Here is a 12,217-nt window from a genome sequence, read left to right on the forward strand (position 1 = left end):
TTTGAGAGGTGATATTTTCAGGCCGCGTTGAAGAAATCGATACGTGCTTTACCAATTGGGCGCTCTTGATCCAGCACATATGCGGCAATAGAAATGGCCTCAATGGGCGTAATGTCCTGGTCCGGGCGGTGCCGTACGTCGGGGCGTCCGAAGGCCCACCCGCCCGACTGACCAAAGGCGCGCTTGACCGCAATCTCCGCGGCGGCGTTTAGCTCCTGCTGGTCGAAGTGACGGAGCTTGTCCTCATTGATGAGGTTCACCAGGTGCACCGCGGCGCGGCCAATGTCACGGGTCAGGAGCGGGCGCTCCGTTGGACTCGGGCGGGCCTCCCGGAGCTGGCGCATCTCCACCTCCGTGGCGTTACTGCCCGCGTCGAAGGTGATGGGGCGGCGGTGCTTGCGGGCGATGTTGAGAAGGCGCTGGCGGAAGCCCTGTACGCCCTCCTGGTGGTGCAAAAGGCCCACGTGCACCCGACCATCCGGCCCAATCCAGGCGGCGCCCACAGAGGCCCAGGCGGCGTCAGGGTGCACAAACGCCGACAGGGCGAACACCTCGGGCACCTGCATGCCCGCCTCAGGGAGCGGGAGGGCGCTGGCCTGCCACAGCGGCTGGCGGATGAGCGCAGTATTGGACCCCTCTTCGCCGAAGAGATTGAAATACTCCCTTGTGTACTTACGAACGCCTAGGCGTTCGTAAGAGTTCTGGATGCGCTCCAGGGTGGTGAGGGTCCCAATGCCGGGGTGCATGGCGAGCGTGAGGGCGCGGGCGGCGCCGTGCGGGTTGTGCTCGGTGGGTTCCCAGTCCGCGAGGGCGTCGGGGTCGGTGTCGTCGGCGAGCATGTACGCCACCCGGCCCGCGCGCTCATCGTGCAGCGTCTTCCAGAATTCGGAGCCGTCACGGTAATCCCCAGCCGTACCGGCTAGGACTAGCTGGCCCTCAGGGCGCGTGTCGAAGGCGGGAATGACGGCAGAGATGATGTCAGCCCAGCGCTCGGGGCTAGCCTCACCCGCCTCGTCCAGGAGGAGGCAGTCATAGGCGCCGGATCGCACCGCGTCACCGTCCGGAGACAGGACGGATAGGACGCTTCCATTAGAGAACTCGACGCGCTCAGAGCCGTTACTCTTCACTAGCTTGACCGGCGCGCCCTTGTCGAAGGCCTCACGCTCCACCGACTCGGGGAAGCGGCGGGCAATGGGGGAGTAGATATCTAGCCGGTAGCGCTCTCGCGCCTTCTGCGCGGTTGTCAGGAGCGTGAATCCGGCGAGGTAGACGGGGCGCAGATAGCACCGGCCCAGGAGGATACAGAGGAGGGTGGTGGTCTTGGACGAACGGCGGGGCATAATGACCGCGTTCATGAGGTGTCCCGCGGCGAGCATGTCGGCAACGCGGAGCATCTGCGGGTGCAGCGTGTCCAGGAGGCCCAGGAGCCATGCTCCGGTGAGGAGTTCGTCCCGGGTCTGCTGGGTTGTAACTAGGTCGCTCTCGTAGAGCGGTGCAATTGCCGCATCGCGCTTGGCTAGCCATGAGGACTCCGTACGGAGCGGGTGATCTGCTATTTCATCGGGCGGTGCGGGCATGGTGTGTCCAGACGGAGGGAGAGATGCGTGAAGAGCCGAAGGCGGGGGTTGTTCCGATCCAGCTACAAAAAACTGACCGATCGTTCTTTCAATTGGACTCGGATGAATGACGGCGGGCTACCTTCTCCAGCTCGGTGAGGAGGCGAGCGATGAGCACCAGCTCTTGCAGCGTGTCGGCCTGGATGGTGAGGGTCATCGCCTCCAGGTCTGCGGTGGTTGACACACTCACTGCTCTGCCTCCTCATCCGCGGCAGGGGTGGGGGTCCACTCGTCCCAGTCGGTGGCGTCTACCTCTACGGTCACGGTGGTGTTGCTCGGCTCTAGCGCTGCGGCCAGCTCAGCCCGCTGCTCTTGCAGCTCGGCTAGGTCTGCTGCTCGGGCGCTGTGCTCCTTGTGGATGGCAGACAGCCCAGCGATGACCGATGCCACCGCCTCCTCTGCCTCAGCAATCTGAGCGTCCAGCTCCTCGATACGCGCCGTAATCAGCGCACGGATTGCATCGTTCACGTGTGTCTCCTATGCCCAGGGCAGAGCCTGGAATGTTGAGCCGCCTTTAGCGGCGTTGGTGATACGGGCACCGACGCGCCCCCCGGCGCGGCGGTTTTCTCCTCGGTGTTCTGGGGCCAGGTTCTCCAGGCCCTCACCCCCGAATGGATCGATATGTCCGACATCGAAGAGCGCACCCTCATAGATGGGGCGCCCACAGCGCCAGCACTCCGGCTCATCGCCTGCCGCCCATGCGGCCCGCACGCGGCTGCGTACGTGCTTGGAGTTGCGCTGCCACTCGGCGCTTCTGTGCTTCTCAGTCATCGGTCAGCGCCTGTTCGAAGACCTCGGTGAGGTTGGGCCAGTCGTCACCCTCTGCCGCGTCCCCTTCGTTGACGTAACGGGCGTCACCCTGCGTCACGGATAGAAGCTCAATGCGGCGGGTATCCGGCTCTACGGCCTCCTCCCCAGGGGTGGGGTTGGTAGGCGTGCTTCCGACCGTGCCGCTGAATGCGTGCTGAAATTCCATAGCTAGCTCACCTCCTCAGCGAGAAGGCGCCCTACGCGCTCGTATCGTGCGGCGCGGATCGGGTCATCTGTGTACTCAGCCACGCTCAGCATCGCCAGAGCCGCTACCGAGCCGCCTGCATGCTCTACAGCGCGCAAACGCGCCTGGTGTGACCGTGCAGCCACACCGCCCGCCACGGCGCTCTCAGCGGCGTTGTGGGCCTTGCGAGATGTCCGGGGCTGGGTGACGGCCTCCGCGGGTATCGGATCGCCAGCTACTGCCGCCTCTCGAATGAGCGCGAGAAGGTGCGTCTGGTCACCCTTTCGCCCGTAGACGCGGGCGGCGGCGGTGCAGTATTCGCAACGGCACCGGCTGGTGCCGCCGTACGTCTTCACCGCGCCGTGCTCTAGATCACTCATGAGTGCACCTCCGCCTTCAGTAGGGCGGCGCGTCGCTCAGCCATGTAGTCAGCCCAGCCACGCACGCACCTATCGCAGGTGCACCCGTGATTGATGCGCGTTGATCCGGTGCCGTGCGGTAGCGAGGGGTTCAGCTCGGGGTGCTTCGCTGCGCGGCGGGCGCGCAACTCTCGGCAGTAATCCGCCCACGCGGTACGGCATTCAGCACACGCGCGCCCATTCGCCTGGGCGCAGTGCCGGTAACCCGTTCGGGTACCGTGGGTGAACTTCTTAGCCATGCTAACTATTATCGCATATACTCAGAAAGTGACTTTGTATTAGATAACTCATATAAGGGTGTGACGGGTGTGACGGGTAGGTTGGTTAAACCTCTATACATGCATCTATAGGCGCTTAACCGAAAGGGGGGTCACACCCGTCACAAACTTGACACAATTAACCCATTAGCGTCTATATTGCATTTCCACCACTACATATAGTGGTGCATATTATCTGGTAGAATAGAAGCACCGGGAAACGCGGAAAGCACCAGCGGCTTTCCATCCCCCCGGTCCCCATAACTTAAAGATCGCCGGACATTAGAGCCGGGTGAGCGGTAGGTCCCCGCAGATGGTTGACTCACTGCTCACGCGCCCCGCCTCAGGTTTCAACCTCCCTGTGGCGGGGCTTTCTATCTCAAGAGGTTGAAATGTCAACAATTCAGAATGCTAGGTATGGAAACCTGGCAGCGCTTTACCCACTCGGCATGGTCGTGGACGTGACGCTCGTGGTGAAGAACGAACTAGATGAGCACGGCTACGGCAAGGTCATCTACACCGATGGTCTGGGTATCTGCATCCGTGAGGACGGCAAGCCCACGTTCTACCCCTGGGGCAATGTCGTATCCGTAAGGGAGGCAGACAAGTGAGTGCCCAGTACCACCCGCTCAACGGCCTCAACTACCGCCTCCACATTGAGGGGCGACTCTACGTCTATGACGAATACCTGGACGCATGGGTAAACACCGAATGGCAGGACGACACCCTCACGGGTGATGAGATTCACCGCCGCACGTGGGAAGCCCCGGTACGTCTGGAGGTGGACCGTGATCACTGAGGAAGAGGCATACAGCCGTGCCCGACGCGGCGACCTCACCGGCATGGATGAGCTGTTCGCCCAGAAGCAAGTAGCCGTGACGCCCTCTGTCATCACCGTGCCTGCCGACATCGAGCGTCAGGTCCGTACTGTTCTCGCGGAGCCTGGTTTGACTGTGCGTCAGAAGGTCGCGTTTCTCGGTAGCAATTTCTTGCCGGGCGAGGAGGGGACCGCGATTAAGGCGGAAATCCTCCAGGAGATGAAGAGCGGTTCGCAACTCCCTACCGGGGGATGGGAGCCACAGGACCTAGAGGACGTACTCAGCGGCTCTTATGACCCGCCGAAGCCCACCGTGTGGGTGCGGTCGGACGGTACCGGGTTGCTCTACCCCGGCGTGGTCAATGAGATTCACGCTGAGGCCGGGATTGGTAAGTCCTGGTGTGCGCTGTCGGTCGCGGCGGAGACGCTGCGTGATGGCGGCACCGTCCTCTACATCGACCACGAAGAGCACCGCGGACGTATCGTCCTACGCCTCCTAAGCCTCGGCGTGACAGCGCAACAGATACGCGAGGGGTTCCACTACATCCAGCCCGAGACGAAGCCCTCAGAGGCTGACCTGGAGGCGCTGGTGAAGGGCCGCTATGACCTCGTAGTGGTGGACACCGTAGGCGAGTCCATCCGCATGGTGACTGGTGGCGCGTCCAACGAGACGGACGACGTTACTGACTGGCACCCGTTCACGCGCGCCTTTGCTCGCACCGGCTCATGCGTCCTTGTGGTGGACCACATCACGAAGAGCGGAGACAACCCGCTCTACCCCATCGGCTCTCAGGCGAAGTACGCAGGCTATAAGGGCGCTGTGTACCTCCTGGAGGCCCCAAAGGGCGGCGGGCTAACTCAGAGCACCTACGGCTATCTCAGCCTCAAGCTGGCGAAGGACAACGGCGGCGAGCTGGGCCTCCACAAGGGCGACCTTGCCGCGGAGTTCCATCTCGATTCCACCGTCCCCGGTCAGTCGCTCTGGGAGCTGCGTGCCCCCGATGTGAGTACACAGATAGCCCGAGCCGCACAGGAGGCACGGAGCTATCGCACACGGCTACTGGAGGCGGTACCTGCTGAGGGCATCACCCGCACTGGTCTCCGTGAGGCTGTCGGCCTCCGGGGTAACAACTTTGGACCGTACGCTGACGCTCTCGCTGACCTCATCGAGAAGGGCGAACTGCTCGAAAGCAACGGCCCCCGTGGATCGAAGGTCCTGACCCTCCCCAGTTCCCGGCCTATAGGGGCCGGGGAGCTGGGGAAGGTGGAGGCACCCTCCCCGACCTTCCCCGGGGAGCTGGGGAAGGTCAACCATGCAACTAATACCGACTATCCACTAACCACTAATCAACTAATCCCAACTATCAAGGAGGTGACCGCGTGAGCGCCGAAGAGCGGGAGGAGCTGCTACGCCTCCAGGCCCACACCCTCCAGGTTCAGCTTGACGCGGCCCTCGCATCCGTGGAGCTGTGGAAGCGCCTCTACGAAAGTGAGCGTGCGCGCCATGAGAAGTGATGTTAAGGTCCACCCCATGAAGCGTCTTGCCCCTCTGGCCCTTGCGGCTCTGCTGCTCACCGGCTGCGCCGCCCAGGCGGCACCGGAGCCGACGCCCACCGCAACGGCAGACCCGTTTGAGGCGGCGTGGGCGCTGTGCATCGGCGCGCACCCGGACACGGGCCTCTACGCCGATCCAGACGGCGAGGGGCAGGTTGAGCAAACGCCCGAACAGTCCTGCCACCGATGGGTTACCGAGACTGGGGAGCGCTCCTTTACGAAGACGTGGACTGAGGAGTACGCGGAGAACTATCGCCTTGTGTTCGGCGAGTGACCTCTACGCGGTCCAGGCCCCGCCCGTTGAAGACCCGGATATGCAGACCGGCAAGGAGCTGTCTCTTACTCTCAAGAGGCAGCTCCTTCCACTTTGCTTCCCACCAGTCAGCGCCCTCCTCATCGGTCATTTCTGACCGAAGTGCCTGCGCCACGTCCTCAGCGATGAGGGAGGAGCGGAGGGCGGCAAGCTGAGACTCCACCCGCTCAATCTCGGTGCCCAGGCGCGCGACCTCCTTCCTAATACTGGCGAGGTTGGCACCGGGCCACGTGGCCATGTCCTGCTGGACCTCACGCTTACGCACCAGCTCCGCCAGCTCTGCGGCAAGCGTCAGAATCTCGCCGCCCTGCGCCTCCTGGGAGGCCACCAGCGTGAACGCATCCCACTTAAGCGCCTCGTCCAGCATCGCGGCCTTGATGGTGGGGTGTGACAGGTGATCTTTGCATCGGTAGTTGCCGGACTGGTGCACCATGCGCGCCTCACAGACACCACAGCGGGCGATGCCGGAGGCGAGGAATCGAATCTGATTACCGGGTGAGGTCTTGCGGGAGGGGTCGGCAAGGAGCGTCTGCACGTCGGTCCACGTCTTCTCATCCACCAGGCGCGCTACCCGCGGGTCTGCCGTAAACCACTCACCCTTGCGCGTGACGTAGCCCGCATAGGAGCGGTTGGTCAGTGTCTCGCGCACCCGCCTCGTGCGCCACCCCAGGCTCTTGGCGATGGAGAAGATGGACTCCCCGTCTAGGACCCGTTGGAACATGGCCGCGACTACCGGCGCCTCCTCGGGGTGTGCCTCCACGTTGCCCGGCTTGTAGCCGTAGCGGCGCTTACCCGGCACCGGCATGCCGTTGGTGGCGCGGGACTCGTTGGCGCGTACCTGACGCTCACCCTTCCGGCGAGTCTCGAAGCTCGCCAGGCTGGTCAGAAGCTCGGCGCGGAATTTCCCCTCAGCGGTGGTGAGGTCAAGGTCACCCTCAACGGTTGCCACCAGGAGGCCCGAGTCCACCAGCTTGAGAAGGTCAGCCTGTCCGCGGAGCAAGCGGTCCATATTCACGGCTACCACCACGTCCGCGTCAGAGCGGAGGAGGCGGTCCCAGGCTGAGCCCTTGCCGCGGGTCTTGGTTGCGGAGGTGGCGTTGTCCTCCAATACTTCAAGCACGTCCCACCCGCGCGAGGAGGCCAGCGCCAGGCATCGCGCCTTCTGGCGGTCGATGCCTTCCGCCTTGTCGATGGATTGACGGGTGTAGACGATTGCCCTCATGCTGTCGATTCTGCCAGCGCAATCGACTGATCGCGGCCCTTTCGGATGCGACGGTGGTGGTCGAGGCGGGCTGGCGGAGCGGGTCGTTGAACACGGCCGGTCATGCCGCCGCGCTCGGAAGACCCCTCGGTGCGGTACCCGGACCGATCACGAGCACGGCCTCGGCCGGGTGTCACCGGCTCATGCGGGAGTACGACGCACGGTGCATCACATCGTCCGACGATGTCCGAGAGCTCGCCGGGTGGGGGGACGGCGCCCTGTTCCCCGACCCGATGGACGACCGCACCGATCGCACGACCCGGGTCATCGATGCGCTCAGCGTCCGCACGGAGAAGGATCTCGCGCAGATCGCCCGGTCCTCCGGTCTCGCGCCGGCCGAGGTCGAGGTGGAGCTGGGCCTGCTCGCGCTCGCCGGTGGGGTTGAGCAGGGCTCGCGTGGCTGGCGCAGGGTCGTGTCCCGGGCGAGGTGACCCGCGCCCCGCGCGGCAGCACGACGGCTCGAGAGCGTCGGGCATGCTGGAGCCATGAGACTCTCGGCGGTGATCGAGCGCCACCTCGCACACCTCGGCGAGGTCCGGCGGCTCTCCCCGGCGACGGTCCGCGCCTACCGCGCCGACCTCAGCGACCTCGTCGACGTGCTCGACGATCCTGAGATCGGCGAGATCGGGCGCGATGACCTCCGAGAGTGGTTGTGGCACACGCAGGAGCGCGGCGCGTCCCGCGCGACGCTGTCCCGCAGGGCGGCGGCGACGCGCGGGCTCTTCCGGTGGGCGGTCGCCGCGGGCGAGGTTCCGACAGACCCCGCCGCCCAGCTGATCACCCCCAAACGGGGTCGAACGCTCCCGACGGTCGCGCCCGCCGACGCCCTCGCGGACGCGCTCGCCGATCTGAAGAGCACGGCGTCCGAGAGCGGGGATCCCCTCGCGCTCCGCGACCATGCGATCCTCGAGATGCTCTACGGCGCCGGTATCCGTGTCTCCGAGCTCTGCGGCCTCGATCTCGACGATCTCGACGGTGAACGGCGCACCGTGCGGGTCTGGGGGAAGGGGTCGAAGGAGCGGGTCGTCCCCTTCGGCCGACCTGCCGCCGTGGCCGTCGAGGCCTGGCTCGTCCGCGCTCGGCCGGCGATCATCGCGCGGCGGACGGATCCGGGAGTCCAGGAGTGCGCACTCTTCCTCGGCGCGCGCGGGTCACGGATCGGTCCGCGCGCCGTCTACGATCTGGTCGCCCGCACCGTCGGCCCGCTGGTCGGCCGGCCTGTCGGTCCGCATGCGCTCCGGCACAGCGCGGCGACGCACCTGCTCGACGGCGGTGCCGACCTGCGCAGCGTCCAGGAGATTCTCGGGCACGAGAATCTGGGTACGACGCAGATCTACACCCACGTCTCGCATGAGCGGCTGACCGCCTCCTACCGCCTCGCGCATCCGCGCGCGTGAACCTGCGCGTCCTCAACAGCACGGGAGGAGGACGGCGCGGGGAACGCCGCCGAACAGCAGCATCGGATTGATGTACTCCCCGTCCCGTCGCACCCCGAAGTGGAGCGTACCGGGGGCGCTGTGGCCACCTCTCGAGAGTGTCGCGACGGCGTCGCCGCGTCGGACCGCTGCGCCGGGTGGAAGGACACCGGCGGCAGGCTCCAGAGTCGACACGAGACCACCACCATGGTCGATCGTGACCACCGGGCGCCCCGCCACCTGTCCGCTGAAGGCGATGACTCCGTCCGAAGGTGCGACGATCTGCGCCGCCGCTGTCGAACCGGTCGGAGCGATGTCGATGCCTCGGTGGCCGGGCGCGTATCGGTGTGCGGGGGCGAGATAGGGCTGGATGAGCCGGAACGGATCCAGTGGCCACTCCCACGCGCCGGCTCGCGGAATGGACACGCCGTCCGTCCCTTCGGCGGCACGGCCGGCGGCCGGGTTTGCGCCTGCCAGAGCGATACCGAGGAGGACGACCAGAAGGGCGGCCACCCCGGTGCGCCCCGGGCGACGGCCGCGTACGGGCGGGGACATGGCCTCACACTCGTCCTACCCGGGACGCGGCGGGGGAGGGCGGACCGAATCTGTGGGGACTGCACCCGCCGGCCCACCTGGGCAGGAGAGGACGGGATGGCCCCGGCGCTGATAGACTTCCCCTGCACCCCGACACCGGGGTGACTACGCGTGCCCAAAGCGCGGTGCGGTGGCCTCGGTCCCGCCACGCGTGGCATCCTTCCCACGGTCTCCCACCCGACATCGTCGTGTGCGAGCGGAAGGCGGTCGGGCACCAGGCATGCCGGTCGATCGACCGGAAGGAAACCGAAACGGCGCGGACGCGCCAGAGAAGGAGAACGGCCATGGCCGTCGTCACCATTCGCCAGCTGCTCGACAGCGGCGTGCACTTCGGACACCAGACCCGCCGGTGGAATCCGAAGGTCAAGCGCTTCATCCTCACCGAGCGCAGCGGGATCCACATCATCGACCTCCAGCAGTCGCTGTCCTACATCGACAAGGCGTACGAATTCGTCAAGGAGACCGTCGCCCACGGCGGCACCGTCCTCTTCGTCGGCACCAAGAAGCAGGCCCAGGAGGTCATCGCCGAGCAGGCGACCCGCGTCGGCCAGCCCTACGTCAACCAGCGCTGGCTGGGCGGTCTGCTGACCAACTTCCAGACCGTGTCCAAGCGCCTGGCCCGCATGAAGGAGCTCGAGGAGCTCGACTACGACGACCCGGCAGCCAGCGGCTTCACCAAGAAGGAATTGCTGCTGAAGAAGCGCGAGCTCGACAAGCTGCACAAGTCGCTCGGGGGAATCCGCAACATGTCCAAGACGCCCTCGGCGATCTGGGTCGTGGACGCCAAGCGCGAGCACCTCGCCGTCGACGAGGCCACGAAGCTGGGCATCCCGGTGATCGGCATCCTCGACACCAACGCCGACCCCGATGAGTTCCAGTACCCCATTCCGGGTAACGACGACGCCATCCGCTCGGTGTCGCTGCTGACGCGCATCATCGCCGACGCCGCGGCCGAGGGTCTCATCCAGCGTCACCAGCCCGCCGACGCCGACGAGGCCGCAGAGCCCCTGGCCGAGTGGGAGCGCGAGCTCCTCGAGCAGGGCTCGACCGTCACCGGCGCCGCCGACGTCTCGGTCGCCGCGACCGAGACCCCGGCGGACGAGGCCGGGGCCGCGGCGGCGGAAGAGGCCGTCACCACCGAGTCGACCGAGACCGCCGAGGCGACGGACGCCGGCGCCGAGTCGACCGAGGCCGCAGAGAAGTAAGGCGTTCGTCCTCGGGGAGGGGAAACCCCCTCCCCGACGACACGCATGCACACGACAGCACCCGCCACATAAGGAGCCGCCACCCATGGCAAACTTCACCATCGCCGACATCAAGGCTCTGCGCGAGCAGCTCGGCACCGGAATGGTCGACACCAAGAAGGCCCTCGAGGAGGCCGACGGCGATGTCGAGAAGGCCGTCGAGATCCTGCGTCTGAAGGGCGCGAAGGGCAACGCCAAGCGCGCCGATCGCTCCACGAGCGAAGGTCTCATCGCGGCACGCGAGCAGGACGGCAAGGTCACGATGATCGAGCTCGCCTGCGAGACCGACTTCGTCGCCAAGAACGACCGCTTCGTCGCGCTCGCCGACAAGGTCGTCCAGGCGGCCGCCGACGCCGGCGCCGACTCGGTCGAGGCCGCTCTCGCGGCTCCTGCCGGCTCGCAGACCGTCGCCGAGCTCATCTCGGACGAGGCCGCGATCATCGGCGAGAAGGTCGAGCTCCGCCGCGTGCGGACGCTCTCCGGCGACAACTTCGAGATCTACCTGCACAAGACCAACAAGGACCTGCCCCCGCAGGTCGGTGTGGTCCTGGCCTACTCGGGGGAGGACGCCGAGACCGCGCGCAGCCTCGCGCAGCACATCTCCTTCGCCAACCCCTCCTACCTCTCCCGTGACGAGGTACCGGAGGAGGACGTGGAGAAGGAGCGTCAGATCGTCACCGAGATCTCTCGCAACGAGGGCAAGCCGGAGGCGGCACTGCCCAAGATCGTCGAGGGTCGCGTGAACGCCTTCTTCAAGCAGGTGTCGCTGCTCGACCAGGACTATGCCCGCGACAACAAGCTGTCGGTGGCGCAGGTCGCGCAGAACGCCGGACTGACCCTGACCGGGTTCGCCCGCTTCAAGGTCGGCGCCTGAGACCGCACCGGGGCCCGCATCGATACACCGTCGATGCGGGCCCTTTCTCACGCTTCGATAGTCTGCGTTGGACGAGAGGATGATCTGTGATCGATGAGACGAGCCGCCGCCGTCGGGTACTGCTGAAACTGTCCGGAGAGGCCTTCGGCGGAGGACAGCTCGGTGTCAATCCCGACATCGTCAGCCAGATCGCCCGCGAGATCGCCGCGGCGGTCGACCGCGTCGAGATCGCCGTCGTCGTGGGCGGAGGAAACTTCTTCCGGGGAGCCGAGCTGAGCCAGCGAGGCATGGATCGGGGGCGCGCCGACTACATGGGCATGCTCGGGACCGTGATGAACGCCCTCGCCCTGCAGGACTTCCTGGAGCAGGCGGGCGCCGCCACCCGCGTTCAGTCGGCGATCTCGATGACCCAGGTCGCCGAGCCCTACATCCCTCGTCGTGCCGAGCGCCACATGGAGAAGGGGCGCGTGGTGATCTTCGGTGCCGGCGCCGGGCTGCCCTACTTCTCCACCGACACGGTCGCCGCCCAGCGCGCGCTCGAGATCGGCGCCGTCGAGGTCCTGGTCGCCAAGAACGGCGTGGACGGTGTCTATACGGCCGATCCGCGCAAGGATGCCACGGCGACCCGCATCGATCGCATCACCTACATCGATGCGCTCCAGCGTGGCCTGAAGGTGGTCGATTCGACGGCCTTCAGCCTCTGCATGGACAACGGCATGGACATGCGCGTGTTCGGGATGGAACCGGAGGGCAACGTCACCCGAGCCCTGCTCGGCGAATCCATCGGCACCCTCGTCACCGTCTGAGCACGGCAGACCTACCCGCCACGGTGCGCTGCCCCGGTCGATCCGAGGACGCG

The 12,217-nt window shown here is 66.0% G+C and carries 15 protein-coding genes; 10 read left to right on the forward strand and 5 right to left on the reverse strand.

Annotated elements, in window-relative coordinates; all coding sequences use genetic code 11:
* Nucleotides 1–17: 17 nt before the first annotated feature.
* From MA875_RS14560 to MA875_RS14565, 3 genes are all read right to left on the reverse strand, one after another.
* On the reverse strand, nt 18–1,577 hold the full coding sequence (locus tag MA875_RS14560; protein WP_248242984.1) for a hypothetical protein: 1,560 nt from the start codon (nt 1,575–1,577) through the stop codon (nt 18–20).
* A gap of 88 nt (nt 1,578–1,665) precedes the next feature.
* Entirely contained in the window at nt 1,666–1,800 is a 135-nt protein-coding gene (locus MA875_RS17625) for a hypothetical protein (protein ID WP_282449146.1), read from the reverse strand.
* Nucleotides 1,801–1,802: 2 nt separating this feature from the next.
* Nucleotides 1,803–2,084 carry a hypothetical protein gene (locus tag MA875_RS14565; RefSeq protein ID WP_248242985.1) on the reverse strand — a complete coding sequence of 94 codons (282 nt, stop codon included), beginning with the start codon at nt 2,082–2,084 and terminating at the stop codon, nt 1,803–1,805.
* A gap of 1,651 nt (nt 2,085–3,735) precedes the next feature.
* Here MA875_RS14565 and MA875_RS14570 point away from each other — a divergent pair.
* The 5 genes from MA875_RS14570 to MA875_RS14585 are packed head-to-tail and all read left to right on the forward strand — an operon-like array spanning nt 3,736 to nt 5,931.
* The gene (locus MA875_RS14570) at nt 3,736–3,897 is read left to right on the forward strand and encodes a hypothetical protein (RefSeq protein ID WP_248242986.1); all 162 of its coding nucleotides are present in this window, start codon (nt 3,736–3,738) and stop codon (nt 3,895–3,897) included.
* Nucleotides 3,894–4,085 (forward strand): hypothetical protein, encoded by a 192-nt coding sequence (locus MA875_RS14575; RefSeq protein ID WP_248242987.1) that lies wholly within the window; start codon nt 3,894–3,896, stop codon nt 4,083–4,085. Before MA875_RS14570 ends, MA875_RS14575 begins: the two co-directional genes overlap by 4 nt.
* Nucleotides 4,075–5,487, forward strand: coding sequence for an AAA family ATPase (locus MA875_RS14580; protein WP_248242988.1), 1,413 nt, complete (start codon nt 4,075–4,077; stop codon nt 5,485–5,487). Before MA875_RS14575 ends, MA875_RS14580 begins: the two co-directional genes overlap by 11 nt.
* Complete coding sequence (locus MA875_RS17630) at nt 5,484–5,618, forward strand: hypothetical protein (protein ID WP_282449147.1); 135 nt, start codon at nt 5,484–5,486, stop codon at nt 5,616–5,618. The genes MA875_RS14580 and MA875_RS17630 overlap by 4 nt, the downstream gene beginning before the upstream one ends.
* A 16-nt stretch (nt 5,619–5,634) precedes the next feature.
* The gene (locus MA875_RS14585) at nt 5,635–5,931 is read left to right on the forward strand and encodes a hypothetical protein (protein ID WP_248242989.1); all 297 of its coding nucleotides are present in this window, start codon (nt 5,635–5,637) and stop codon (nt 5,929–5,931) included.
* Here the strand turns inward: MA875_RS14585 and MA875_RS14590 are convergent.
* Nucleotides 5,873–7,192 (reverse strand): recombinase family protein, encoded by a 1,320-nt coding sequence (locus MA875_RS14590; protein ID WP_248242990.1) that lies wholly within the window; start codon nt 7,190–7,192, stop codon nt 5,873–5,875. The genes MA875_RS14585 and MA875_RS14590 overlap by 59 nt on opposite strands.
* Here MA875_RS14590 and MA875_RS14595 point away from each other — a divergent pair.
* Nucleotides 7,183–7,662 (forward strand): DNA-processing protein DprA, encoded by a 480-nt coding sequence (locus MA875_RS14595; protein ID WP_372492590.1) that lies wholly within the window; start codon nt 7,183–7,185, stop codon nt 7,660–7,662. The two genes, MA875_RS14590 and MA875_RS14595, sit on opposite strands and share 10 nt — an antisense overlap.
* Before the next feature lie 54 nt (nt 7,663–7,716).
* Entirely contained in the window at nt 7,717–8,628 is a 912-nt protein-coding gene (locus MA875_RS14600) for a tyrosine-type recombinase/integrase (RefSeq protein ID WP_248242991.1), read from the forward strand.
* Nucleotides 8,629–8,640: 12 nt separating this feature from the next.
* Here MA875_RS14600 and MA875_RS14605 read toward each other — a convergent pair whose 3' ends face one another.
* Nucleotides 8,641–9,201: a murein hydrolase activator EnvC family protein gene (locus MA875_RS14605; RefSeq protein ID WP_248242992.1), complete on the reverse strand. Its 561-nt coding sequence runs from the start codon at nt 9,199–9,201 to the stop codon at nt 8,641–8,643.
* Between the two features lie 323 nt (nt 9,202–9,524).
* Between MA875_RS14605 and rpsB the strand changes: the two genes are divergently transcribed.
* The 3 genes from rpsB to pyrH all read left to right on the forward strand — a co-directional run bounded on the left by rpsB (nt 9,525) and on the right by pyrH (nt 12,164).
* On the forward strand, nt 9,525–10,445 hold the full coding sequence (gene rpsB / locus MA875_RS14610) for a 30S ribosomal protein S2 (RefSeq protein ID WP_248242993.1): 921 nt from the start codon (nt 9,525–9,527) through the stop codon (nt 10,443–10,445).
* Nucleotides 10,446–10,530: 85 nt separating this feature from the next.
* Nucleotides 10,531–11,358, forward strand: a complete 828-nt coding sequence (gene tsf / locus MA875_RS14615; RefSeq protein WP_248242994.1) for a translation elongation factor Ts — start codon at nt 10,531–10,533, stop codon at nt 11,356–11,358.
* A gap of 86 nt (nt 11,359–11,444) precedes the next feature.
* Nucleotides 11,445–12,164 (forward strand): UMP kinase, encoded by a 720-nt coding sequence (gene pyrH, locus MA875_RS14620; RefSeq protein ID WP_248242995.1) that lies wholly within the window; start codon nt 11,445–11,447, stop codon nt 12,162–12,164.
* Nucleotides 12,165–12,217: the final 53 nt, after the last annotated feature.

It is taken from the genome of Microbacterium kunmingense (assembly GCF_023155745.1).
Classification (GTDB): domain Bacteria; phylum Actinomycetota; class Actinomycetes; order Actinomycetales; family Microbacteriaceae; genus Microbacterium; species Microbacterium kunmingense.